General features: G+C 63.5%; 24 protein-coding genes. 17 read left to right on the forward strand and 7 right to left on the reverse strand.

Annotated elements, in window-relative coordinates:
* Window positions 1–33: 33 nt before the first annotated feature.
* The 3 genes from LB566_RS07180 to LB566_RS07190 form a co-directional block, all read right to left on the reverse strand.
* Window positions 34–492: a DUF2231 domain-containing protein gene (locus LB566_RS07180; RefSeq protein ID WP_224623877.1), complete on the reverse strand. Its 459-nt coding sequence runs from the start codon at window positions 490–492 to the stop codon at window positions 34–36.
* Between the two features lie 106 nt (window positions 493–598).
* Complete coding sequence (locus LB566_RS07185; RefSeq protein ID WP_224623878.1) at window positions 599–1,780, reverse strand: acetate/propionate family kinase; 1,182 nt, start codon at window positions 1,778–1,780, stop codon at window positions 599–601.
* A 27-nt stretch (window positions 1,781–1,807) separates the two neighbouring features.
* Window positions 1,808–4,195, reverse strand: coding sequence for a phosphoketolase (locus LB566_RS07190; RefSeq protein ID WP_224624117.1), 2,388 nt, complete (start codon window positions 4,193–4,195; stop codon window positions 1,808–1,810).
* A 163-nt stretch (window positions 4,196–4,358) separates the two neighbouring features.
* Here LB566_RS07190 and LB566_RS07195 point away from each other — a divergent pair, with 163 nt between their 5' ends.
* The 5 genes from LB566_RS07195 (at window position 4,359) to LB566_RS07215 (ending at window position 8,760) form a co-directional block, all read left to right on the forward strand.
* Complete coding sequence (locus LB566_RS07195; RefSeq protein ID WP_224623879.1) at window positions 4,359–4,961, forward strand: alpha-ketoglutarate-dependent dioxygenase AlkB; 603 nt, start codon at window positions 4,359–4,361, stop codon at window positions 4,959–4,961.
* A 233-nt stretch (window positions 4,962–5,194) separates the two neighbouring features.
* The gene (locus LB566_RS07200; RefSeq protein WP_224623880.1) at window positions 5,195–6,964 is read left to right on the forward strand and encodes a thiamine pyrophosphate-dependent enzyme; all 1,770 of its coding nucleotides are present in this window, start codon (window positions 5,195–5,197) and stop codon (window positions 6,962–6,964) included.
* Between the two features lie 342 nt (window positions 6,965–7,306).
* Window positions 7,307–7,771: an Hsp20 family protein gene (locus LB566_RS07205; protein ID WP_140549720.1), complete on the forward strand. Its 465-nt coding sequence runs from the start codon at window positions 7,307–7,309 to the stop codon at window positions 7,769–7,771.
* A 66-nt stretch (window positions 7,772–7,837) separates the two neighbouring features.
* Complete coding sequence (locus LB566_RS07210) at window positions 7,838–8,305, forward strand: hypothetical protein (RefSeq protein ID WP_224623881.1); 468 nt, start codon at window positions 7,838–7,840, stop codon at window positions 8,303–8,305.
* Window positions 8,306–8,457: 152 nt separating this feature from the next.
* Window positions 8,458–8,760, forward strand: a complete 303-nt coding sequence (locus tag LB566_RS07215; RefSeq protein WP_224623882.1) for a DUF982 domain-containing protein — start codon at window positions 8,458–8,460, stop codon at window positions 8,758–8,760.
* Window positions 8,761–8,884: 124 nt separating this feature from the next.
* On the opposite strand, the gene LB566_RS07220 is transcribed toward LB566_RS07215, so the two are convergent.
* The 4 genes from LB566_RS07220 to LB566_RS07235 form a co-directional block, all read right to left on the reverse strand.
* Window positions 8,885–9,592 (reverse strand): SDR family NAD(P)-dependent oxidoreductase, encoded by a 708-nt coding sequence (locus LB566_RS07220; RefSeq protein ID WP_411910462.1) that lies wholly within the window; start codon window positions 9,590–9,592, stop codon window positions 8,885–8,887.
* Window positions 9,593–9,727: 135 nt separating this feature from the next.
* Window positions 9,728–10,063: a hypothetical protein gene (locus tag LB566_RS07225; protein WP_224623884.1), complete on the reverse strand. Its 336-nt coding sequence runs from the start codon at window positions 10,061–10,063 to the stop codon at window positions 9,728–9,730.
* Window positions 10,063–10,935, reverse strand: coding sequence for a DUF6772 family protein (locus LB566_RS07230; RefSeq protein WP_224624118.1), 873 nt, complete (start codon window positions 10,933–10,935; stop codon window positions 10,063–10,065). The genes LB566_RS07225 and LB566_RS07230 overlap by 1 nt, the downstream gene beginning before the upstream one ends.
* 52 nt (window positions 10,936–10,987) lie before the next feature.
* Entirely contained in the window at window positions 10,988–12,127 is a 1,140-nt protein-coding gene (locus LB566_RS07235; RefSeq protein ID WP_224623885.1) for a mandelate racemase/muconate lactonizing enzyme family protein, read from the reverse strand.
* 133 nt (window positions 12,128–12,260) lie between these two features.
* Here LB566_RS07235 and LB566_RS07240 point away from each other — a divergent pair, with 133 nt between their 5' ends.
* The 12 genes from LB566_RS07240 (at window position 12,261) to LB566_RS07295 (ending at window position 23,336) form a co-directional block, all read left to right on the forward strand.
* Window positions 12,261–13,019 (forward strand): FadR/GntR family transcriptional regulator, encoded by a 759-nt coding sequence (locus LB566_RS07240; RefSeq protein WP_140549714.1) that lies wholly within the window; start codon window positions 12,261–12,263, stop codon window positions 13,017–13,019.
* Window positions 13,016–13,804: an SDR family NAD(P)-dependent oxidoreductase gene (locus LB566_RS07245; RefSeq protein WP_140549713.1), complete on the forward strand. Its 789-nt coding sequence runs from the start codon at window positions 13,016–13,018 to the stop codon at window positions 13,802–13,804. Before LB566_RS07240 ends, LB566_RS07245 begins: the two co-directional genes overlap by 4 nt.
* Before the next feature lie 72 nt (window positions 13,805–13,876).
* Window positions 13,877–15,121, forward strand: coding sequence for an ABC transporter substrate-binding protein (locus LB566_RS07250; RefSeq protein ID WP_224623886.1), 1,245 nt, complete (start codon window positions 13,877–13,879; stop codon window positions 15,119–15,121).
* Window positions 15,122–15,144: 23 nt separating this feature from the next.
* Entirely contained in the window at window positions 15,145–16,065 is a 921-nt protein-coding gene (locus LB566_RS07255) for a sugar ABC transporter permease (RefSeq protein WP_318012831.1), read from the forward strand.
* Window positions 16,062–16,904: a carbohydrate ABC transporter permease gene (locus LB566_RS07260; RefSeq protein WP_224623888.1), complete on the forward strand. Its 843-nt coding sequence runs from the start codon at window positions 16,062–16,064 to the stop codon at window positions 16,902–16,904. Before LB566_RS07255 ends, LB566_RS07260 begins: the two co-directional genes overlap by 4 nt.
* Window positions 16,905–16,912: 8 nt before the next feature.
* Window positions 16,913–17,938: an ABC transporter ATP-binding protein gene (locus LB566_RS07265; protein WP_140549710.1), complete on the forward strand. Its 1,026-nt coding sequence runs from the start codon at window positions 16,913–16,915 to the stop codon at window positions 17,936–17,938.
* Between the two features lie 95 nt (window positions 17,939–18,033).
* Complete coding sequence (locus LB566_RS07270) at window positions 18,034–19,497, forward strand: phospholipase D-like domain-containing protein (protein ID WP_224623889.1); 1,464 nt, start codon at window positions 18,034–18,036, stop codon at window positions 19,495–19,497.
* A 107-nt stretch (window positions 19,498–19,604) separates the two neighbouring features.
* On the forward strand, window positions 19,605–20,405 hold the full coding sequence (locus LB566_RS07275; protein WP_140549708.1) for an endonuclease/exonuclease/phosphatase family protein: 801 nt from the start codon (window positions 19,605–19,607) through the stop codon (window positions 20,403–20,405).
* A gap of 112 nt (window positions 20,406–20,517) precedes the next feature.
* Window positions 20,518–20,844 (forward strand): hypothetical protein, encoded by a 327-nt coding sequence (locus tag LB566_RS07280; protein WP_224623890.1) that lies wholly within the window; start codon window positions 20,518–20,520, stop codon window positions 20,842–20,844.
* 127 nt (window positions 20,845–20,971) lie between these two features.
* On the forward strand, window positions 20,972–21,574 hold the full coding sequence (locus tag LB566_RS07285) for an ANTAR domain-containing response regulator (protein WP_224623891.1): 603 nt from the start codon (window positions 20,972–20,974) through the stop codon (window positions 21,572–21,574).
* Between the two features lie 2 nt (window positions 21,575–21,576).
* Window positions 21,577–22,803 (forward strand): CmpA/NrtA family ABC transporter substrate-binding protein, encoded by a 1,227-nt coding sequence (locus tag LB566_RS07290; RefSeq protein WP_224624119.1) that lies wholly within the window; start codon window positions 21,577–21,579, stop codon window positions 22,801–22,803.
* 359 nt (window positions 22,804–23,162) lie between these two features.
* Window positions 23,163–23,336, forward strand: coding sequence for a hypothetical protein (locus tag LB566_RS07295; RefSeq protein WP_224623892.1), 174 nt, complete (start codon window positions 23,163–23,165; stop codon window positions 23,334–23,336).

The following is a 23,336-nucleotide window of genomic DNA, read 5'->3' on the forward strand; positions in this document are numbered from 1 at the left end:
CCTGTACCAGAAGCGCGTCGCTTGCCGGATCGATCAAACGGTTTCATCGGCCACTCCCACGTGGTGGCGGTAGACAAGGCCCCAGCCCAGCCAGCCGGTAAATATCAGGATGAGTACCACCAGCGCCGACAGGATCAGGCCTGTCGGCAGGACTGAGGTCCAGGCATCACGGGTATGTATGAGCATGTTGAAGAAGGAGAGTATGAGCGCCAGCGCATTGCCCAGCATGTGCAGCCACGCGGTTTTATGTGCGCGCACCCGGCGATCGCCCAGGAAGTCGGTGAGGCCGGCAATGGCGGCCAGCACGCCGACGATCACGCCGACCGTCAGCAGCCAGGCGGAGAAATTCGCCCACATCATCTCCGCCGTCCGCCAGTAGTTCAGGTCTGTCAGCAATGCGCCGACGAAGCAGGCGATGGGAATGGGCACGAGCATCGGATGGATGGGATGGCCGGCGATGCTGGCCGTGGAAGCCGGATTCTCCCTTGCCATGAGGAAGTCCTTCCATATCAACTCTTGGTTGGCCCATAAACAATCCCCAAGGCCGGAGGTTCCTGCCTGATGGTCCCGGCGGGTCGCCGCGGACCGAGTTCAGCGGTCAGATCGGCACGGTCGCCAGCACCTGGCGGGCGATGATCAATTCTTCGTTAGTGGCGATTGCGTAAACCTCGACCGCGCTGCCCTCGCCGGTGATCCGCCCTTTTCCCGACCGGTTCGCATGCGGGTCGAGCAACACGTCCAGCCATCGCAGGCGCTCGCAAACCGCTTCACGGATCTGCCAGGAATGCTCTCCGATCCCTCCCGTGAACACCAGCGCCTCGAAGCCCTGGAGCGTGGCTCCCATCGCCGCGATCTCGCGGGCGATCCGAAACGTGAAGAGATCGATTGCCTCTGCCGCACGAGGATCCTTGCTGCCAAGCAAGGTCCGCACATCTGCCGACACTCCCGAAACGCCGAGCAGGCCGGACTTGTGGTAGAGCAAGGTCTCCAACTCATTCACGGACATGCCGCGCGCCTGCTGAAGGTAGAGAAGCACGCCGGGGTCGATGGCGCCCGGCCGCGTGGCCATCATCAAGCCGTCAAGCGCGGTGAACCCCATGGTGGTGTCGAGACTTCTGCCTTCGCGCATGGCGCACAGGCTGCATCCGCTGCCGAGATGCGCGACCACGCAACGCTTGCCGAGGAGTCCGGGCGAAAGCGCCTGCAGCTGGCCAGCGACGAATTCGTAGGAAAGGCCGTGGAAGCCGTAACGGCGGATCCCGCTTTCCTCGAACTCGCGCGGAAGCGCATAGCGGTTAACGGGCGGCTCCAGCATGCGGTGAAAGGCGGTATCGAAGCAACCGACCTGCGGCAGGCCGGGCAGCAGTTTGGAGATCGCGCGAACCGGCGCCAGACCGGCCGGCTGGTGGAGCGGTGCCATCGGGGCCAGCGAGTCGAGCGCCTCGACGATCTCGCCGGTCAGCACGACCGGAGCCGAAAACCGCTCGCCGCCGTGGACGATGCGATGGCCGACCGCGCTCAGCGGAGCCCGCGCAAGATACGGATCGAGGACATCGAACAAGTCCCGCAGGAGAACCTCTACGGCCGGGCTTGCGGGCTTGACGGAGCGTTTGACGATGGATTTGCCCGACGCGTCCTTGGCGGTGAGGCTTGGCCCGTCGTCCAGGCCTTCGAACGCGCCGCTCAGCCTGAGCACTGGCCCCTCTTGCGATCCGGCTTCGAACAGGCCGAACTTCAGGCTGGACGAGCCCGCATTGAGGGCGAGTATTGCGCCCGTCACGAGCGGCACTCCCCGGCGGGCGTGGCCTCAATCATCCGCCGCGCCCGCACTGCCGCGCCAGGCCCAGTTCCGGATCTCCGGCATGTCCTCGCCATGTTCGCGGACATAACGCGTGTGTTCGCTCAGGCCGTCGGCAAATCGGGCCCTCGCATCCGCTGCCCTTGCGCTCAGCCCCGGAACCCGGTCGATCGCCTCGATGGCAAGGTGGAAGCGGTCCAGTTCGTTTAGCACCGCCATGTCGAACGGGGTGGTCGTCGTGCCCTCCTCCTTGAAACCGCGCACGTGAAAATTCTCATGATTGGCCCGTTTATAAGTCAACCGGTGAATGAGATAGGGATAGCCGTGATAGGCGAAGACCACCGGCCTGGCGGTCGTGAACAGCCTGTCGAATTCCGCGTCCGCCAGGCCGTGTGGATGCTGCTCCTTGGGCTGCAGCGCCATCAGGTCCATCACATTGACGACGCGTATCGCGAGATCCGGTATCGCCCGGCGAAGAAGGTCGACAGCCGCGAGTGTCTCCAGCGTCGGCACGTCTCCCGCGCACGCCATCACCACGTCGGGATCCTCGCCTCCACGCTCGGTCCCCGCCCAATCCCAGATCCCGATGCCGGCCTCGCAATGACGTATGGCGTCCTCCATCGGCAGCCACTGGGGAGCCGGCTGCTTGCCGGCAACGATCACGTTGACCCGATTGTAGGTTCGCAGGCAATGATCCGTGACCCAGAGCAGCGTATTGGCGTCCGGCGGGAAGTAGATGCGCACGATATCCGCCTTCTTGTTGGCGACGAGATCGACGAAGCCGGGATCCTGGTGGCTGAAGCCATTGTGGTCCTGCCTCCACACATGGGAGGTCAACAGATAGTTGAGCGACGCGATCGGCCGCCGCCAGGCAAGTTCACGCGAGACCTTCAGCCATTTGGCGTGCTGGTTGAACATGGAATCGACTATGTGAATAAACGCCTCATAGCATGAGAAGAGGCCGTGCCGGCCGGTCAGCAGGTATCCTTCCAGCCAGCCCTGGCAAAGATGTTCGCTCAGCACCTCCATGACGCGGCCGTCACGCGCCAGATGCTCGTCATAAGGCTCGATCCTTTCCATCCAGACGCGCTCGGTCGCGTCGAACACCGCATCCAGCCTGTTGGACGATGTCTCGTCCGGCCCCATGAGCCTGAAATTGCGGGCATCGGCATTCAACCGTACGACCTCCTCGATGAATGCTCCCATGAGCTTCGTCGCCTCGGCCCTCGCGCCGCCGGGTTTCGGTACCGGAACCGCGAAGCGGCGGAAGTCCGGCAATTGCAATTCCTGCTTGAGTATCCCTCCATTGGCGTGCGGATTGCTGCCCATGCGCCGCTCGCCGTCCGGCGCCAGAGCCTGAAGCTCGTTTCGAAACCTGCCCGCTTCATCGAAAAGCGTCTCGGGCCGATAGCCGCGCATCCAACTTTCCAGAGCTGCGAGATGGCCTGCATCGTTTCGCGGATCGGTGATCGGCACCTGGTGCGCGCGCCAGAAACCTTCGACCATCTTGCCGTCCAGCTCCTTCGGGCCGGTCCAGCCCTTCGGGCTTCTCAGCACGATCATCGGCCAGCGAGGACGATGATCCACTCTGCCGGTCTCGCGCGCTTCCCTCTGGATTTCGCCAATGCGATCGAAGACCGTATCGAGTGTTTCGGCCATCAGCCGGTGCATCGCGGGCGGATCGTCGCCCTCGACGAAAAAAGGTTCATAGCCGTACCCGGCCAGAAGGCTTCGCAACTCCTGTGGGTCGATCCGCGCGAGCACCGTCGGATTCGCGATCTTGTAGCCATTGAGGTGAAGGATCGGCAGGACAGCGCCGTCATGGATTGGATTGAGGAACTTGTTCGAATGCCAGGAGGCTGCCAGCGCCCCCGTTTCCGCCTCGCCGTCGCCGATCACGCAAGCGACGACGAGCCCGGGATTGTCGAAAGCGGCGCCATAGGCATGAGCCAACGCATAGCCGAGTTCGCCGCCCTCGTGGATCGACCCGGGCGTTTCTGCGGCCGCATGGCTCGGGATGCCACCCGGAAAGGAGAATTGGCGAAAGAGCTTGCGCAGCCCATCCTCGTCGCGACTGACCTCGGGATAGATTTCGCTGTAGGTGCCTTCGAGATAGGTATTGGCGACCATCCCCGGTCCGCCATGGCCTGGGCCACAGATGTAGATCACGTCGGCATCCCGCTGCCGGATGATGCGGTTGAGATGGGCGTAGATGAAGTTCAGGCCGGGCGTGGTGCCCCAGTGGCCAAGCAGGCGAGGCTTGATATGCTCCGGCCGCAACGGCTCTTTCAGCAGCGGATTGTCGATCAGGTAGATCTGTCCGACCGACAGAAAATTCGCCGCCCGCCAATAACGGTCGATAAGATCGAGCTCTCCTTGTTCAGGCTGGCTACGCATTGCCCCCACGAGTTTCTCCTTGGCAAAGCTGGTGAAATACGATGCGTCCCGCCCGCATTGAATAATCCGACAGCGAAGTCGAGGTTCCCATGAAATGCGAGCCGCCCCACGCGGCTGGCCGGGGAAATCTTGCCTCAGCTGCGGATTTCACCATCTAAAGGCGATGCCATCGCCCGGATCCAGCAATCCCACGAACCCTCGCCAGGACGACCTCTTTGGTGCGCCCGACAGCTTGCCGGAAGGATTTCGTTACCGGCCCGAACTGATCACGCCGGCGCAGGAAGCTGAACTGGTGCGGGAGCTCGAGAGCCTGTCCTTCCAGCCATTCGATTTCCACGGCTATCTCGCCAATAGACGCGTGGCAGGCTTCGGCCTGCGCTACGACTATGAGCGGCGCCAGGTGATGGAGGCGCCGCCCATACCAGGTTTCTTGCTGCCCTTGAGGGACAAGGTAGCCGGCTTTGCCGGCCGGCCTGCCACCGATTTCGTGCAGGTCCTCATCAACGAATATCGGCCGGGCGCCGGCATCGGATGGCATCGCGACAAGCCGCACTTCGGCATTGTCGCCGGCGTGTCGCTGTTGGCTGCTTGCAGTTTCCGCCTGCGCCGCAGGAACGGTGCGAAATGGGACCGCGAAACCGTTATCGTCGAGCCGAGATCCGCATACCTGATGACCGGCGCCTCCCGAACCGAGTGGGAGCACAGCATACCGCCGCTGACGGAGCATCGCTATTCGATCACGCTGCGGACACTCCGGCCGTCGTGATCGTGGGTAGCAAATGGCGGGCGGCCGGTACACCGCCTCGCGGAGAGCTGCCGGAGCCACGAAATTTCACCCGGGCATGAAACTTTCCTCGCCACCGATGGTTTTGCCGTCAGGTTTTATGGGCGCTGCCCGAGGACGTGCGGCAGCTCTGCTTCGATCCCGACACGAACTCCTGAAGCTCCCCTCAAGCGAACGGTTTTAGAAACCGTCGCGCTCAATGAAGGAAATCCGCCATGCCCAACGCTGCCGAAATACTCGTCGACACGCTGATCAACTGGAAAGTGGAGGTCGTCTTCGGCCTGCCGGGCGACGGCATAAACGGCATCATGGAGGCGTTGCGCACCCGTCAGGACCGCATCCGGTTCGTCCAGGTCAGGCACGAGGAATCTGCAGCCTTCATGGCGTGCGCCTATGCCAAATGGACCGGCAGATTGGGCGTCTGCCTGGCCACCTCGGGACCTGGGGGCACACACCTCCTTACCGGGCTCTATGACGCCAAGCTCGACCAGGCTCCCGTGCTTGCCATCACCGGCATGCAGTTCCACGACCTCATCGAGACTTTTACGCAGCAGGACGTAGACCTGACCCGCGCCTTCAACGATGTCGCAATCTTCAACGCACAGGTCTCCGATGCCGCCCATATGGAAAACCTGGCCGGTCTCGCCTGCCGCTCGGCCCTTGCCCGGCGCGGCGTCGCCCATCTGTCGATTGCCAGCGATGTCCAGGAAAACGAGTTGCCCGAGGCGGACCGCTCGAAGCGAAACCGGCCCTCGCACACCCCCGATCGCTGGTTCGAAGGCAGCCGGCTTCCGGCCGCCGACCAGCTCGACCAGGCGGTTGAGATTCTCAACGCGGCAAAAAAGGTCGCCATCCTGGCCGGGCGCGGCGCACTCGGCGCACGCGAAGAACTCGAACGCGCGTCGGACCTGCTGGCGGCCCCCGTCGCGAAGGCGCTGCTCGGCAAAGCCGTGCTGCCCGACGACCATCCGAATACGACCGGCGGCATCGGCATTCTCGGCACCCGCGCCTCGCAGGATGCGCTGAGCGAATGCGACGCCCTGCTGATTGTCGGATCGACGTTTCCCTACATCGAATACTATCCCGAACCTGGCAAGGCGCGCGGCGTCCAGATCGACCGTGACGCGCAGAGGATCGGCCTGCGGTACCCCGTAGAGGCAGGGCTCGTCGGCGATGCCGCCGAAACCTTGCGCCTTCTCAACGAACGCCTCGAGCGCAAGAGCGACCGCTCGTTCCTGGAAAAGGCACGGCGGGAAATGGCCCGCTGGCGCGACGCGATGGCGTTATCCGAAGCCAGGCCGGATGTGCCGCTGAAGCCGCAACTCGTGGTCAAGGCATTCGGCAGGCGTATGCCCGAGAACGCGATCCTGGCAGCCGATTCAGGACAGAATACCGAGATGGCTGCTAGGCACATCGACATGAAGGCCGGACAGGCGTTCGGGGTTTCTGGAGCGCTCGCCTCTATGGCCTGTGGCCTTCCCTATGCGATCGCCGCCGGCATTGCCTTTCCGGGCCGCCCGATCTTCGCGGTGGTTGGCGATGGCGGGCTTGCCATGCAACTCGGCGAATTCTCGACCGCGGTTCGGCACGGCATTCCGCTCAAGGTCCTCGTGCTCAAGAACGGCATGCTGAACCAGATCGCCTGGGAGCAGATGATGTTCCTTGGCAATCCGCAATTTGGCTGCGAGCTGCAGCCGATCGATTTCGCCATGGCCGCCGAGGCCATGGGCGGCATCGGCTACAGCGTCTCGCGGCCGGAAGAGGTCGAGGGTGTGCTGGAGGCGGCCTTCGCCACCCAGGGACCCGTGATTATCGAGGCGGTGGTGGACGCCTATGAGCCGATGATGCCGCCCAGGATGCCGCCCGATTATGCAAGGAATTTCCGCAAGGCGCTGCCGGACACACCTGGACACGACCAGATCGAGGACAATGTCGGCGAGGAACCGCTGAAGTCCATGATGAGCGAAGTTTCCGAGGAGGCGTAGGCACAGCCGGTCTCGCCCCCCTGCGACCGGATGGCGACGGCGACGCTGCATAGGGGTACTTCTACCGAGTCCGCGCGATCGCTATCGGCGCCCGACCATCGCGGGAGTCCCGGGCATGTACCGCTTCGGGGCAGATCCTGCTGTTGCGAGAGTAAAGTGTTGTGCGGCCGAAACTACCGCAAGCCACTGTTTTTGCACGGAAACCCAGCATCAAAAATTTTTTGGGACGCCTCTTGAAGAGATTTTTGGCCATTCCCAAATCGTTTCGCGTCGAGGCTTCGGCTCGGCGAAAAACGTCGCGGCATGCGCGGCGTTCCATGTTGCTTTTCGGAGGATATGGCTATGAGAAGCGTGGATTATACACCCCTTTACCGCACGACGGTCGGCTTCGACCGTCTCTTCGACATGCTCGACAGCAGCGTTCGCTCGGACTGGCCCCCCTACAATATCGAAAAGAAGAGTGAGAACGACTACCGCATCACCATGGCGGTAGCAGGCTATGACCTGGACGAGATCGAACTCGTGCAGAACGGCGCCGAACTGTATGTCACTGGACGCAAGAAGCCCGATACTGAGCAGCGGCAAGTTCTCCACCAAGGCCTTGCGATAGGCAATTTCAGACAGGCCTTCAAGCTGGCCGACCACGTGAGAGTGGAGGCTGCGACGCTGAACTGCGGTTTGCTCGCCATCGACCTCGTGCGTGAGGTTCCCGACGAACTCAAGCCGCGTCGCATCGAGATTGGCGTCCGCGACCCCAAGAATACAACGAACTCGATACGCCAGGATATGCCGCGCAAGGCGGCGTAGGACGTGGCAACAACCTGCGGTCCGCCTCCCGGCAACGCCGGGAAGCCAAGATTGCGGAGAACGGAGATGACAAGCGAAGCTGATATCTTTCTTCAAACCGGCGCAAGAAGACCGACCCGCATCGACGTCTCGTCGTTGGCGAAAAACCCCGGCGACGTCCTCAACTGCTCAACCATGAGCCTTGCGGCGAAGCGTGCCTTGCTTGCCTCATGGGCCTCGGACAGGCATGCGGTTGACGACGCTCCGTCGCTGCGCAGACTGGATGATGGCTCGGTCATGAATGTGGATGAGATTCTTCGCGCGCTGAAGGCACTGGATGAGCGCGAGCAAGGAAATCCGCCGCATAGGGCTGCGTCTCCATCGCAGCGGCGTTCTTTCGGCCGCTTCCGTCGAGGGAGTTGGTCCCGCTGGATCGCGGGCATCCGAGGTGAAGACGATGATGACGATCCACCTCCTAGCCCGGTCTGCGCGGCGATCCCGCCGAAGGCAGGCGGTGGCGGGGCATTTTCCCTGCCGGAACCTGAAGCAGCCTAGAGCAATGCAGGGAAAAGCGCATACCGCTTTCCCTGGATATTACGTGGAAACAAACAGTTAGAGCAGTTCGGCGTCTCGTGAAACGATGAACTGCTCTAATGAAGGGGTTGGCGCCAACCCTCAAAAAAGCATCCAGCCAATGGAGGAGGTTCATGAACGACAAGATGTTCGACCAGCCCGTTCTGGTGAAGAACGGGGACTTCATGATCGAGGAAGTAGCGTGCCTCGAAGATGCATTCGACTTTCTGCAGAATTGGCCTCGGAACCGCAGAGGTCCGATTTTCGAAACCGCCCTGCGCGCATGCCAACGCGCCTATGACGGCCATGTCCCCGTCTCGCTGGCGCGCGATGCCTTTGCCGGCTTTGCCCGCTCGGCCAGGATCCTTGAAGACGTCTCGACCTCCATACCCTGGATGGCGGGGGTCAAGACGGGCAGAGGCGGCGTTTCCGCCTGAGGAGAACCTTCGCCGGACCTTCGGTTTTCAAGGCAAGTGAGGTTCTGAGAGCGCTTAGGACAGTTTACCCTTTCACAGGCGCGGTGACCGGTGGCCAACGCCGGTCGGCATGGCTCTGTGCCGGTCAACGGAACATCGAGCCCCCATCAACGTCGAGGGCCGCACCATAGACGAAACTCGCGGCGTCTGAGCAGAGGAACAGGATCGCGGCGGCCATGTCGTCGGGCCGGCCCATGCGGCGCATCGGCAAATTGGCCGCGATGCGGTCCTTGAGAGCCTGGTCGATATGGGAATGCATCGGCGAATCGGTCGGCCCCGGATTGAGGGCGTTGATGCGCACCTTCTTTCCCGCCAACTCGCGCGCAACCGACTTCACCAGCGACAGCGTGCCGGCCTTGGACGCCGCATAGGCTGTGTCGGCGATGAGCCCGCCGCCGCCATGCACGCCGGCGTCTGAGGCCACGCACACGATATTCCCCCCGCCGGCATTGCCTTGCATGCGCTGCACCGCCCCCTGGACGGTGAAGAACGTGCCCAGCAGATTGACACCGAGGACGCGCTGCCAGTGCGCCCAATCCTGCTCCGCGATTCTCTTGGCCGTGATGATCGCCGCGCAGGTGACGACATTGTCGAGCCGCGCCAGCCTGGTGTCGCAATAGTCGAACATGCGCCCGATGCTGTCGGGGTCACCCATGTCGGCCACCACCTTGTGCCGCGTCCCGGCCATTCCGCTCAGTTCGTCATGGCGCTTGGCCAGCCCCTCCGCATCGCGGTCGCACATCACCACCTCGGCGCCCTTGGAGAGAAAGGCACGGGCGGTCTCGAAACCCATTCCGCTCGCGGCGCCGGTCACCAGCACGGTCTTGCCAGCGAAGCTGTCCTGGGAAAATGTGGCGTATGGGTCGATCATGATGTCTCCGTGAACCGATAAGAGGTGGCCGGCGGCGAGGTTTCCGGCGCGGCGTGTTCAGGCCTTCAGGTGCAGCGTCACGAGCACGCTGCACTCCGCGCCGCTGTCGAAACGCGCCGCGACGCGTAGCCAGTTGCCGAAATGGCTAAGCCGCGCCATTGCCACGCCGTCGCGCTCGGCCGGCATGACAAACTCGGTGCCTTCGCGCAGCCAGTGCATTCCATCCGGCGAGATCTCGACCCACGCCGTTGCCGCAGGGCCGACAGGTTGCTTCAACGCGCGCACGAAGAAGATCGCCTCGCGCGCCCATCCTGCCTCATAAGGCTCGCTGGCGGCCTCGCCGCGCCAGCGCTCGTTGCGCGAGACGACCGCGGTGATGTTCTCGGGCAGCATCAGAAGTCTCCGGAAATGCAGATGGAGTCGACATAGAGAAAGGCCCGTTTGGCAACGTCGGTTTCAGCGAAGAGGCCGAAATTGAGCATGCACCACAGGTTCTTCATCGCCGGAATGCGGATCGAATCAAATCCCGAGAGGTCGAAGCTGCGATCGTTGCAGCGCAGCCCGAGCGCCGTCATCGATTCCAGATCGAAATCGAAGCACAGATAAGTCCAATTCACCTTGGTGGGGATCTCGTTGTAGCACAGGCGCTGCGATCCGCCGGGAAGATCGAGCCAGCCCTCCGGCGACAGATGATAGTGGCTGATCGTTTTGTCGTCGGTGCCGATCGGGACGATCCTTTCGGTCTCGCGCTTGTACTGCCATTTCTGCAGATGCTGGCCGTCGAGCGCGTTAAGAAAGCGCAGATGCGGCATGACGCGATCGTTGCCGCTGTTGCCGTCCTGGTCTCCGCCTTGCAGGTCGAACAGGAAGCCGACGGAGCGCACATCGGTTTCGGACAGCTTCAACGTGTTGGCTTCGGGCTTGAAGGTGAAATACATTTCGAAACGGATCGGCCCGCGCTTCCTGAATGTGTGGCGTTTGATGGCGACGTTGCGGGCCCCCGCCACCGGGCGTGTCGCGATCTTCAGGGCATAGGATGAATCCATCCCGCCATGCGAGCCGGCGTCCCAGTGCGCCAGCGTCGAGAGCATGGCGCTGGTGTGCTGCGCGTAGCCCGGCAGCATCGTGTCGAGATCGTCCTCGTAGTTGCCGACAAGCTGCGACCAGCCGCAATGACCGCGCGCGAAATTGTCGAACGACAATATCCGCGGCAGCGGGTCGAAGCGGCTGAGCGCGGGGTCCGCGCGCAACAACGCCAGCCGCATCGCCTCGGCGAGGTCAGCGCCCTGGTTTGGAGCCTGGTTCTTCATCTCGGCCTCATCCGGCTTTCAGTTTCTTGACGGCGTCCCAGTCGATCTCGATGCCCAGCCCCGGTTTCTGCGGGACGTCGAGCGTGCCGTTCTTCTGCCTGACGCAACCGGGCGCGAGATCGGCCAGACTGGTCTTGAACGGGCTGGCGTCGCACTCGCACTCCATGACGCCGAAGTTCGGCATCGCGGCTGCCAGATGGACGCTTGCGGTCTCGCAGACAATGCCCGACATGCCGATATGCGGCGCATAGCGGACGTCATGCGCGGCGGCGTAGTCGGCCATGCGACGCGTCTCGGAGATGCCGCCCGCGCGCGCCACGTCGGGCTGCAGCACGGACAGCGTCCGGTTGGCGATCAGGCGCTGCGCCTGGTCCAATGTGAAATTGCTCTCGCCCGCAGCCAGCGGCACGTCGCAGCGCCGGCGCAGTTCCTCATAGCCCTGCTCGTTTTCCGGTTGCAGCGGCTCCTCGAACCAGAAATAGCCGTTTGCCGAAAGCACACGGCCCACCTCGACCGCCTCGTCCAGATTGTAGGCCCAGTTCGCATCGACGCAGAGCCCGATCGCATCGCCGGCGCGCTTGCGGATGCGCTCGATCCGTTTGCAGGCGTCGCGCACAGGCCGCGCCATCTTCACCTTGATGCGCGTAAAGCCCTCGCCGACATAACGATCGAGTTCAGCATCGGCGGCATCGTCATCGACCCAGTTGACCGCGGCGGCGTAGACGTCGATGCGGTCGCGTCCGACACCGCCGAGAAGCTTCGCGACCGGCTGTCCAGTCGCCTTGCCCAGTATGTCCCAGAGCGCGATGTCCACGCCGGCGATGGCCTCGATCAGCATGCCGCCTGCCCTGCCCGACAGCGCGCGGCGCATGGACTGCCACAGGGCGCCGATGTTGCGCGCGTCCTGGCCGAGCAAGCGCGGCTTGAGCGAGCTTTCGATCAGCTCGACATAAGCCTTGGGCGAGAACCGCGCCAAGGTTTCGCCGACGCCGACAATGCCCTCGCTCGTGCGCACTTCGACCAGGACCAGCGAGACCTTTTCATAGACGCCCCAGGACGTGACCGTGGGCCGGGGCAATGTCTGGCTGAGGGGATGGGCAATCACCTCGGCAATCTTCAGCGGCCCCGCCGCGATTGGATCGCTCACGTGCATCGGCTCCAGATTTCTCCCTTGTCCTCTCGCACCGCCCTCATAGCTCTCACTTGTAAACTTAGCAACCAAAAAACTTAGTTGCTATGTTTGAGGAAACCGTGCTAGTGATCCGCGGAAAGGATCCCGAATGCCCCTGGACGCAGCACGAAAGCCGATTTTCGCCGCGAAACTCGCGAGCCCTTCCCGCCTCGCGGACGGCGTTTCGGACGCGATCGCCGCGGCGTTGTTCGACGGACGCATCGCGCCTGGTGAAGCGCTGCCGCCGGAAGGCGAGATCGCCAGGGAATTCGGCGTCTCCAAGCCCATCGCCCGCGAGGCGTTGCGCCAGTTGACCAGCGCGGGCCTCGTTTCGACGCAGCAAGGAAAGGTGGCCCGCGCCAAGGCGCTCAGCGGCGAGCCGATGGAGCGCATCTACGCCTATGCGGTCCGTTCAAGCCTGACGCGGCTTCAGGAAGCCAACGAGATGCGCCGCGTCATCGAGGTTGGCATAGCCAGGCTGGCTGCCGAGCGCCGCGATCCGCGCGGCCTGGAAATGATGCGCCAGGCCGTGCTCGACATGCATGCCGGCATCGGCAGGCCCGGCGATTTCACGCAAGCCGACATTCTGTTCCACCTCGGCCTCGCGACGGCCACGGGCAACTCCATGATCCGCATCCAGATGGAAGGGATGCGGTCGGTCCAACGCGAGGTTTCGGAACTGTTCTCCCAGCGCTCCAACCGCACGGAAGCGGATTGGCGGGCCACCGTCGAACGGCACCAGGCGATCTACGACGCGATCGTGGCGGGCGACACCGATCTCGCGGACCGGCGCATTCACGAGCATTTCGACGCGGCCGACATCGCCTCGTTCGAGGTGGCCGGCAAGCTCGGGGAGCCGTCGCCGTGAGCAAGGACCGTTTTTCCCTTGCCGGACGGCGGGCGCTGGTGACCGGCGCCAACTCCGGCATCGGGCGCGCGGTTGCGATTGCCCTGGCGCAGCATGGCGCCAGCGTCGCGCTGCATCACTTCGGCGACGCCGTCGGCGCGCGCGACACGGCGGCGGTCATCGGCCCGGGCACCGTGGTTCTCGAGGCCGATTTCACCGATAGCAAGTCAATGTCGGCTTTTACCGATGAAGCCGCCGGCGCCGGCCCCATCGACATTCTCGTCGCGAACGCGGCGATCGAGCGGCGCCGTGCATGGAACGAGGTCGACGAGGCCCATATCCAGGCCCATGTGGCGGCAAACTTCACGGCCCTGCTCACCTTGGCCACGCGGCTCGTTCCCGCCATGGCCAAGCGCGGATGGGGACGCGTGGTCGCGACCGGCAGCGTGATGGCGAGGCGTCCGCGCGCCGAGACGATCGTCTATGCCTCGCTGAAGGCGGCGCAACTGACGGCGATGCGCGCCATGGCGCGCGATGTCGCGTCGCATGGCGTCACCATGAATGTGGTATCGCCCGGCGCCATTGAGACGGAGGCAACGGCCGAGCGCTACCGGGACGTCGCCTTTCGCCAGGCGGTCGCGGCGAAGATTCCCGCCGGCCGCCACGGCCAGGCCGACGACCTCGTCGGCGCCTTCGTTTTTCTGTGCAGCGACGCCGCCCGCTACATCACCGGGGCCGACCTGCCCGTCGACGGCGGCTGGACGATCGGCGACGCGCCCGGCGCGCTGCCGGGGACAACAGCATGACAAGCCGCCTGTCGGGCCGTTCGTAGCGCACCGCAGTTGTTGATTGGACCATCAGCGTTTCGGGAGGAAACCATGAAGACCGCAATGAAGCTTGCAATATCGGCCCTGGCGCTGTGCACCCTGTCGGCGCAGTCACTGGCCCAGGAACTGCGGGTGACCGTGTGGACCGGCAGTGAAGCCCATCTCAAGATGCTGAACGGCATCGCCGGGGGCTTCATCGCCAAGCATCCGGGTGTGACGGTGAAATTCGAGACCGTTCCGGTCGCCGACTACACGCAGAAGCTCACCTTCCAGGTCGCCGGCGGCAACGCCCCCGACATCGCCTGGATGATGGAGGATGCCGCACCCGCCTTCGAGAACGCCGGGCTGCTGATGGACATCGGCCCGCCTCTCAAGGCGACGCAGGGATATGATTTCGACGATTTCTCCGAGCCGGCCATGGCGCTCTGGCAGAAGGACGGCAAGGTCTACGGCGTGCCCTTCTCCACCTCGCCGTTCCTGATCTACTACAACAAGGACATGTTCGACAAAGCGGGTGTCGAAGACCCCAACCAGCTTGCCGCGAAAGGCGAGTGGAACATGCAGAAATTCCAGGAAGTCGCCAAGAAGATCACCGAGGCCAATCCAGGCAAATGGGGCTTCGAGTTCAAGGATGGCGAAGGTTACGCATCGCGCATGACGCATGCCTTGCTGCCGCCCGTTCGCGCTTACGGCGGCGATCTGTGGGCCGACGGCCAGTGCGGCCTCGACAAGCCGGAGGCGGTAGCCGCCATCAAGCAACTCCACGACATGGTGTTCAAGGACAAGTCGATCGTGCCGCCGGGAGAGCAGGGCGACTATTTCTCCGGCAATTCGGCGATGACCGTGAACCAGATCTCGCGAGCCTCGAAGATGCCTGAGGCGGGCTTCAAATGGGGCATCGCCCCCTTGCCTTCGGGACCCGCCGGCGAGGCTCCGGTCATCGGCCAGGCCGCGTTGACCGTCTTTGCATCCGGCAAGAACAAGGAGCTTGCCGCGCAACTGGTGGCCGACATGACCAGCAAGGACAATGTAGCCATCATGGCCCAATTCTTTCCGCCGGCCCGCAAGAGCGTCCTGGAGAGCGACGCCTTCGTCAACTCCAACAAGCTGATCCCACCGCAGCAGATGAAAAGCGTCGCCGCAGCGATCGTCAACGGCCGCGTTCACCCTTCGCATGAGCATGTGCCGCAGATATTCGCCGCGATGGCGCCGCGCGTCGACGCGCTGTGGCGGGCCGACGCCAATGTCGAGGAGGCGCTGAAGGGCGTCTGCGCCGCCATTCAGCCATTGCTCTGACAGGTTTTCGGTTCATGGCCGGCATGGTATCCCGAGACAATGCGGCGCGCCCTGCCAGCGCGCCGTGGCTGAGCTTGAAAGCCAGGGAGATGCTGGAGGCGTGGCTGTTCGTCAGCCCGACCTTGATCGGCTTCCTGGTCTTCTTCCTTGGGCCGCTGGTCGCCATCTTTTATTATTCGACGACCGAGTGGAACCTGCTCAGCCAGCAGGCGACCTTCGTCGGGCTTCGCAATTTCCAGAATGCGCTGCTGGAAAACCCCGACTTCTGGCATGTCGTGCGCAATTCCGTGATCTTCGCGCTGGGGCTCGTTCCCCTGAACATGGCGCTGGCGCTCTCGCTTGCGCTGGCGCTTTCGCGGCCGTTCTTCGGCGTCGTCTTTTTCCGCACGGTTTTCTTCGCGCCGGTGGTCACATCGGCGATCGCCTGGGCCATCGTGTGGAAATTCATGCTGCAGGGCGAAGGCGGCGCCGTGAACCAGATGCTCGCCTGGATCGGCATCGATGGCCCGAACTGGTTGCGCGAGCCCAACTGGGCGATGGCGGCCGTCATCGTCACCCGCGTCATCAAGATGGTCGGCCTCAATATGATCCTCTACATCGCCGCGCTCCAGTCGATACCGCGCGACTACGAGGAGGCAGCCGCGCTGGAAGGTGCCTCGCGCTGGCAGATCTTTCGCATGATCACCTGGCCGCTGCTCGCGCCGACGACGCTGGTCATCATGGTGCTGACGACGATCGGCTCGTTCAAGGTGTTCGACCACATCTACCAGATGACCGGCGGCGGCCCGGAAAACGGCACCCTGGTGCTGGCCTTCTACATCTATCAGCAAGGCTTCAAATTCTTCAACGTCGGCTACGCGGCCGCGCTCGCTCTGATCATGTTCGCCATCGTGATGGCGCTCACCCTCGTGCAGGTGATGTTGCGGCGGAAGGAGATGGAGTGACCCCGCGTCGGATCGAGATTCTCTATCGCATCTGCTGGACCATGGCGCTGCTGCTTTTGGCCGTGCCCTTCGTGTTCCCGTTCCTGTGGATGATTTCCGGCGGCTTCAAGAGCACCACCGAGATATTCGGCGCGCCGACCCTCATTCCCCGCGTCTGGCGCTTCGAGAACTTCGCGGAAGTGTTCACCTATCAGCCCTTCGCGCGGCAGTATTTCAACTCGCTCTATATCGCCGCAACGGTGACGGTGCTGACCCTGTTCATTGCCTCGCTCGCGGGCTACGCGCTGGCGCGCATCCGCTTTGCCGGCGCCGGGCTGTTGATGCTGTTCCTGGTGATGGCGCTGATGGTGCCGGAAGAGGTCACCATCATCCCTAACTTCTTCCTGATCCGCGCCATGGGCCTGATCGACACGCACTGGCCGCTCATCCTTTTGCCGGTCTTCGGCTCGCAGGGCGTGGTGGCGACGTTCCTGATGCGTCAGTTCTTTCTGGCGCTGCCCAGGGAACTCGAAGAAGCCGGCAAGATGGATGGCCTTTCGCGGTTCGGCGTCTGGTTGAAGATCGCCCTGCCCATGGCGCGGCCGGCGCTTGCCGCGGTTGCGATCATCACCTTCCTACATTCGTGGAACCTCTTCCTCGAGCCGCTGATCTTCCTCAGTTCGCTCGAAAAATTCACGCTGCCGCTGGCGCTGTCCAACTTCAACGACAGCTACGGCCTGCCCTTGTGGAACCTGCAGTTGGCGGCGACCAGCCTGGCCGTGGTTCCCATCCTCATCATCTATCTGATCGCCCAGCGCCAGATCATCGAGAGCTTCGCCCTCTCCGGCGTCAAGGGATAAGGGGAGTCATGACAAAGCTTCTGCTCAAGGACATCCGCAAGCGGTTCGGAACGGTCGAGGTCATCCGTGGCGTCGATCTCGAGATCGAAGATGGCGAGTTCGTGGTCTTCGTCGGCCCGTCGGGGTGCGGGAAGTCAACGCTGTTGCGGCTGATCTCCGGCCTGGAGCACATCAGCGAGGGCGAACTCCACATTGGCGGGCGGCTGGTCAACGAGGTTCCGGCGGCCAGGCGCGGCGTGGCGATGGTGTTCCAGTCCTATGCGCTCTACCCCCACCTGACTGTCCGCGACAATATGGGTTTTGGCCTCAAGGTCCGCAAAGTGCCGGCCGGCGAGCGCGCCCGGCGCGTCTCGGAAGCCGCCGCGACGCTGAAGCTCGAGCCGTTGCTCGACCGTTTCCCGCGTCAGTTGTCGGGCGGACAGCGCCAGCGCGTCGCCATCGGCCGCGCCATCGTCGGCAACCCCGACGTCTTCCTCTTCGACGAGCCGCTTTCGAACCTCGACGCCGAATTGCGCGTGCACATGCGCTCCGAGATCGCAGCACTCCACCAGCGCCTGTCGACGACAATGATCTACGTGACCCACGATCAGATCGAGGCCATGACCCTTGCCGACAAGATCGTGGTGTTGCGCGACGGAAGGATCGAGCAGGTCGGCTCGCCGCGCGAACTCTACGACAGCCCCCGAACCATTTTCGTCGCCCAGTTCATCGGAAGCCCGAAGATGAACATCCTGCCGCTCGCCGATGGGCGGCCAATCACCCACGGGGCGTCCGTGCCCCCGACGGCCGTCTCGGTCGGCATTCGGCCCGAGCACCTGTCGCTGGCCCAGCCTTCGTCCGCCACGCTGCGCGGCAAGGTAAAGCTTGCCGAATACACCGGCGCCGTCACGCTCATCCACGTGGAATTGGAGGCAGGCCAGACTTGCCTTGTCATCCACAATCAAGGGACGGCGCCCGAGATCGGCGTCGAGATCGGCCTGAACGCAGCCCCCGCGCACCTGCACTTCTTCGACGGCGAGGGCCGCGCGGTCTGACGCGATCATGAATGGCCGCAGCGCGTGGCGCATGGGAACGCGGCGAATGATCGTCCGCATTGCCTTCTGTATCCGCTCGCTGGATAGTTCCGGCCATGCTGCAGAGCCTGGCGACTCACTGGCCTCAAATCCTGGCGATCATCTCGGTGGTGATCGCGAGCGTTGGCATTGCCCATGCCGTCATGACCAAGGAGGACGTGCGGGCCGCTACTGGCTGGGTGGGCGTGATGGTGCTGTCGCCGATCCTCGGCGTGCTGATCTATGCCGTGGCCGGTATCAACCGCATCCGTCGCGCCTCGATCAGCGCGCAGCGCTCGCTTGCCGGCGATCTGGCGTCCGCCAGGCACGACCGCGACATTGCCGCCGAGGATGCCCTGATCGTCGAACGGTACGGGCTGCGCTTCATCGGCCTCAGGACGCTGGGCGACAGGGTGGCGCGGCGCGCGCTCCATCCGGGAAACGCGATCACTGTCCTGGAAACAGGTGACGAAGCCTATACCGCCATGTGCGCGGCCATCGACGGCGCCGAACGCAGCGTCCTCCTCGAAACCTATATTTTCGACAATGACCCAGTCGGCCTGCTCTTCGTGGAATCCCTTGCCCGGGCCGTCCGGCGCGGCGTCAGCGTGCGCGTGTTGATCGACGCCGTGGGCGCCCGCTATTCCGTGCCAAGCATATTGGGCCACCTGCGCGGCGCCGACATCACCGCCGGGCTCTTCAACGGCAACATCGTCATGGGCCTGCACCTGCCCTATGCCAATCTGAGGACCCATCGGAAGATCCTGGTGGTCGACGGCACGGTTGCCTTTACCGGCGGCATGAACATTCGCAAGGGCTTTTCCGCCGAGTTTGCCGGCTCCAACAGTTCCAGGGACACGCATTTTCGCGTGACCGGTCCAGTGGTAGCCGACCTCTTTTCGGTTGCCGCCGAAGATTGGCGTTTCGCCAGCAACGAGGCGCTGAAGGGCGATGCCTGGCGAATTGCCCCGCTGTCGCCGGCGCCCGCCACGCCCATGCTGGTGCGGGCGGTCGCGTCCGGCCCGGACGCCAGCGTCGAGACCAATCACAAGCTGCTGATCGGCGCCTTCTCCGTCGCGCGCAAATCGATCCGCCTCATGTCGCCCTATTTCCTGCCGGACCGCGAACTGATCAGCGCCCTGACGACCGCCGCAAGACGCGGTGTCGAAATCGACATCGTGGTACCGGCGGTGAACAATCTTTTCCTCGTCGACCGTGCGATGACGGCGCAGTTCGACCAGGTTCTGAAGCACTATTGCCGCGTCTGGCGCACGGAAGGACCTTTCGATCATTCGAAGCTGCTTTCGATCGATGGCGCATGGGCCTATGTCGGGTCTTCCAACCTGGACGCCAGGTCGCTGCGGCTCAATTTCGAGATCGACCTGGAGGTACTCGACGCCGGCTTCGCCAGCGAGGTCGAAAAGCGGATCGCGGCGGCGATCGAGACGGCCGTCCCCGTCACGCTGGAAGCATTAAGGGCGCGGCCATTCGTCATCCGTCTGTTCGATCGCATCCTGTGGCTGGGCTCGCCCTATCTTTAACAAAAGGACGTGTTTGCCAGATAGCTTGACGTGAACGGTGGAACAGATGCCGAAAGGTTCTATCTTTTGAGGTGCACGGTGACAGCAGCAGGAATGGCGGGCAAACGATGCGGGTGAACGGGCGCAGCCTGCCGGCAAGCATGCTTTTGTCCATTCGCGACAAGCGGATGCGCAAGGCCAATGCCACGTCGACGAACAAGGCGGACGCCACCGGAACGCTGGTCGCCTCCTACAATGTTCACAAATGCATCGGCGTCGACCGCAAGTTCGATCCCGAGCGCACCAGCCGCGTCATCCGCGAGATCGACCCGGATGTCATCGCCCTGCAGGAAGCGGACAATCGTTTCGGCGACCGGACCGGACTTCTCGACCTGTCCCGGCTCGAACTGGAAACCGGCCTGGTGCCGGTGCCGATTTCGGCGACCGGCAAGGGCCATGGCTGGCACGGCAATGTCTTGCTTTTCAAGAAGGGCGTCGTGCGCGACGTGCATCAGATCAGGCTTCCCGGGCTGGAACCGCGTGGCGCACTGGTGGCGGAAATTGACCTCGACGGAAGCCAGTCCCTGCGCGTCATCGCGGCGCATTTGGGCCTGCTGCGCCGTTCGCGGTCGCAGCAGGCACAGGTTGTGCTGGATATCATGAACAGCCCCGACGAGAAGCCGACGCTGCTGCTCGGCGATCTCAACGAATGGCGCCTCGGAAACCGCTCCGCGCTTAACACGCTGCATCTGACGTTTGGACCGCTGCCGCCGGCTGTTCCTACCTTCCCCTCGAACCTGCCCCTGCTGGCGCTCGACCGCATCATGGCCAACCGGCACGGAATGATCGCGGCCGTCGAAGCGCATGACACGCCGCTGTCGCGGGTCGCCTCCGACCATCTGCCGCTGACCGCCTTTGTCCGCCTGTAGCCGCACACCGATAACGCCTTGATGTCGACCGCGTTGGAAAGCGTGTAGGGCCGAGTCGGAACGGCGGCTCTTCTTGCGAGTTGATAGGGCTTGAACAACAGGAGGACGAGACATGAGAAGCTTTTTCCTGGCCTCGATGATGGCGCTGGCCGCTTCGGCTTCCGTCATTGCGCCGACGCAGGCTGCGAGCGTCACCATCCAGTCCGGCGACGAGCCCCAATATTCGCCTGACGACGACTATGATAATGGCGAGGTCGTCGTGCGCCGCCATCACGATCGCCAGCGTTATATCGACAATCGCTATAACGACGACAGCGATGTTCGTTACAGCGACCGCGAATACCGCCGCTATCACAGGCATCACCGCTGCCACATCGAGCTGGTCAAACATTGGCGACACCACCATAGGGTGGTCGAAGAGGTTCGTGTCTGCACCTGACCCGCGGATCGCGCTGAGGCGCATCTGCGTGGCCTGATTGCAATGCGGTAAGCTGCGGCCACACCCTTTCCGCTGCACTGGCTATGCCGCATTGCACAATTCCGCGACCTTGCCCACAATGCGGGGCATGGTCCGATCTTCCCTAGCCGTCCTGGTGATCGACGAAAACCGCATCCGCGCCTCGATCATCGAGGCGGGACTGCGCGAGGCCGGCCATCAACGGGTGACCGTCGTCCACGACGTGGCGGGCATTGCGCGCCGCATCGCCGAGATCGAGCCCGACGTCATCGTCATCGACCTCGAGAACCCCAACCGCGACATGCTGGAGAACATGTTCCAGCTGTCGCGCGCGGTGAAGCGGCCGATTGCGATGTTCGTCGACCGCTCCGACCAGGCCTCGATCGAGGCCGCGGTCGATGCCGGCGTGTCCGCCTATGTCGTCGACGGTCTCAGGCAGGAACGCGTCAAGCCAATCCTCGATATGGCCGTCAGCCGCTTCAACGCCTTTTCGCGCATGGCGCGCGAACTGGAAGAAGCGCGCAGCGAGCTCGAGAACCGCAAGGTCATCGACCGCGCCAAAGGCATATTGATGAAATCGCGGGGTCTGAGCGAAGACGCGGCCTACACGCTGCTGCGCAAGACAGCGATGAACCAGAACCGCAAGATCAGCGACATTGCCCACAGCCTGGTGACGACAGCCGGGCTGCTCGGACCGCTGGAGGACGAATGAGCATGACTGCTGCGCATCAGATTATCGCCGGCTTCATGCCCTTGTTCGACAGCGCCGTGCTGGTCGCGGCCGGCGAAATGGGCTTTGCCGCGCGCGAAGGCGTCGATCTCGTCCTGCACCGCGAGACTTCCTGGGCCAACATTCGCGACCGCATCGCCATTGGCCATTTCGACCTTGCCCACATGCTTGGGCCGATGCCGCTCGCCTGCAACCTTGGGCTCACGCCCCTGGCGTCCGAGACGATCGTGCCCTTTTCGCTCGGCCTCGGCGGCAATTGCGTCACCGTCTCCAACGCCGTCTGGGAAGGCATGGCGGCGCATGGCGCCGTATCGGATCTCGATCCGGCCCGCGCCGGCGCGGCGCTTGGCGCGTTTATCCGCGAACGCGCGGCGGCCGGCCGTGACCCGCTGCGCTTCGCCGTCGTGCATCCGCATTCCGGGCACAATTTCGAACTGCGTTACTGGCTCTCCGCCTGCGGCATCGACCCCGACAGTGAGATCGAGATCGTCATCGTACCGCCGCCCTTCATGGCCGACGCGCTGGCCGCCGGCCGCATCGACGGCTATTGCGTCGGCGAGCCCTGGAACAGCGCCTCCGTCGCGGCCGGCACCGGCCACATCGTCACCGTCAAGGCGCTTTTGTGGCGGAACAGCCCCGAAAAGGTCATCGGCGCGCGCAAGGCCTGGGCCGAAGAGCAGCCGGAGGCGCTGGCAGCGCTGCTCAGGGCACTGCACCACTCCGCCCGCTGGTGCCAGGATCCGGCCAATCGAGGCGAACTGGCGGCGCTGATGGCGCAGCCCGGCTTCCTTGGCCAGTCAGGCGAAATCCAGATGCCGGTCCTGACCGGACATCTCCGCCTCGGCAGCGGCGCCGAGCGGAACGTCGAGGACTTCTTCGTTCCCTTCGACAAGGCGGCGAACTTTCCCTGGAAGAGCCATGCGCTGTGGTTCTACACCCAGATGGTGCGCTGGGGCGACATCACGCACACGCCTGAAAACCTCACCATCGCCCGAGACTGCTACCGGCCCGACCTGTATCGGGCGGCGCTGAAGCCGCTCGGCGTGGCGCTGCCTGGCGCCAATGCCAAGGTCGAGGGGGCGTTGAAGATCGCAACGCCGGTCGGCTCGGCGGGGGCAAGCTTAGTGCTCGGCCCCGACGGCTTCTTCGACGGGCGTATCTTCGACCCGGACCAGATCGACGCCTATATCGGCGCGCAAAAGCCGGCGTGATCATTTACGCGCCATTCTTGTGCATTGCACAAAATTTATGCGCACTGATCGGATAGCTGACCAATGTTTGGCCTTGTTAACAGTCGGCCGGATCTACCCATGATTCGGTTATTCAGCTGATTTCATTCGAAATTCTTTTCTGAAGCGAGACTGGCACGGTTCCTGCTTTGAAATAACCAGGCCCTTCGCGGGTCACCGAATAGGCGTCCAATGGCGGGCGCCACAGGCAAAGCTGCCGCTCAGGTCACGACACGATCCCGGATGTACGGGTCGCGCGGACTTGGCCGGCGGCTTTTTTGTTTTGGCCGAACACGCAATCGAAGGCGCTGGTCCCAGGCAGCGCCCAACCGGAGACGACGATGAGGAAACGGATCGGAACTGGAACAAACCTGAAGGATTTCACGCGCCGCGATTTTGTCGCCAGCAGCGCGCTGACGGCGGCGCTGTTCATCGCTGCAAAGATGCTGTTCCCCGCCCGCGCCGTGGCCGAAGGCAAAGGGCCCGAAGTGAACGCGCCAGACTCGCCGCGCTGA

Source organism: Mesorhizobium sp. CA13, assembly GCF_020165235.1.
Taxonomy (GTDB): Bacteria; Pseudomonadota; Alphaproteobacteria; order Rhizobiales; family Rhizobiaceae; genus Mesorhizobium.

Excerpts from the sequence above, each read along its gene's own strand:
- LB566_RS07255 (WP_318012831.1), top strand. The coding sequence starts at position 15,145 with ATGGTATCCCGAGACAATGCGGCGCGCCCTGCCAGCGCGCCGTGGCTG.
- LB566_RS07220 (WP_411910462.1), bottom strand. The coding sequence starts at position 9,592 with ATGGGTTTCGAGACCGCCCGTGCCTTTCTCTCCAAGGGCGCCGAGGTG.
- LB566_RS07250 (WP_224623886.1), top strand. The coding sequence starts at position 13,877 with ATGAAGACCGCAATGAAGCTTGCAATATCGGCCCTGGCGCTGTGCACC.
- LB566_RS07280 (WP_224623890.1), top strand. The coding sequence starts at position 20,518 with ATGAGAAGCTTTTTCCTGGCCTCGATGATGGCGCTGGCCGCTTCGGCT.
- LB566_RS07275 (WP_140549708.1), top strand. The coding sequence starts at position 19,605 with ATGCGGGTGAACGGGCGCAGCCTGCCGGCAAGCATGCTTTTGTCCATT.
- LB566_RS07190 (WP_224624117.1), bottom strand. The coding sequence starts at position 4,195 with ATGCGTAGCCAGCCTGAACAAGGAGAGCTCGATCTTATCGACCGTTAT.
- LB566_RS07215 (WP_224623882.1), top strand. The coding sequence starts at position 8,458 with ATGAACGACAAGATGTTCGACCAGCCCGTTCTGGTGAAGAACGGGGAC.
- LB566_RS07230 (WP_224624118.1), bottom strand. The coding sequence starts at position 10,935 with ATGCGGCTGGCGTTGTTGCGCGCGGACCCCGCGCTCAGCCGCTTCGAC.
- LB566_RS07285 (WP_224623891.1), top strand. The coding sequence starts at position 20,972 with ATGGTCCGATCTTCCCTAGCCGTCCTGGTGATCGACGAAAACCGCATC.
- LB566_RS07200 (WP_224623880.1), top strand. The coding sequence starts at position 5,195 with ATGCCCAACGCTGCCGAAATACTCGTCGACACGCTGATCAACTGGAAA.
- LB566_RS07270 (WP_224623889.1), top strand. The coding sequence starts at position 18,034 with ATGCTGCAGAGCCTGGCGACTCACTGGCCTCAAATCCTGGCGATCATC.
- LB566_RS07195 (WP_224623879.1), top strand. The coding sequence starts at position 4,359 with ATGCCATCGCCCGGATCCAGCAATCCCACGAACCCTCGCCAGGACGAC.
- LB566_RS07210 (WP_224623881.1), top strand. The coding sequence starts at position 7,838 with ATGACAAGCGAAGCTGATATCTTTCTTCAAACCGGCGCAAGAAGACCG.
- LB566_RS07225 (WP_224623884.1), bottom strand. The coding sequence starts at position 10,063 with ATGCTGCCCGAGAACATCACCGCGGTCGTCTCGCGCAACGAGCGCTGG.
- LB566_RS07290 (WP_224624119.1), top strand. The coding sequence starts at position 21,577 with ATGACTGCTGCGCATCAGATTATCGCCGGCTTCATGCCCTTGTTCGAC.
- LB566_RS07240 (WP_140549714.1), top strand. The coding sequence starts at position 12,261 with ATGCCCCTGGACGCAGCACGAAAGCCGATTTTCGCCGCGAAACTCGCG.
- LB566_RS07205 (WP_140549720.1), top strand. The coding sequence starts at position 7,307 with ATGAGAAGCGTGGATTATACACCCCTTTACCGCACGACGGTCGGCTTC.
- LB566_RS07295 (WP_224623892.1), top strand. The coding sequence starts at position 23,163 with ATGAGGAAACGGATCGGAACTGGAACAAACCTGAAGGATTTCACGCGC.
- LB566_RS07265 (WP_140549710.1), top strand. The coding sequence starts at position 16,913 with ATGACAAAGCTTCTGCTCAAGGACATCCGCAAGCGGTTCGGAACGGTC.
- LB566_RS07180 (WP_224623877.1), bottom strand. The coding sequence starts at position 492 with ATGGCAAGGGAGAATCCGGCTTCCACGGCCAGCATCGCCGGCCATCCC.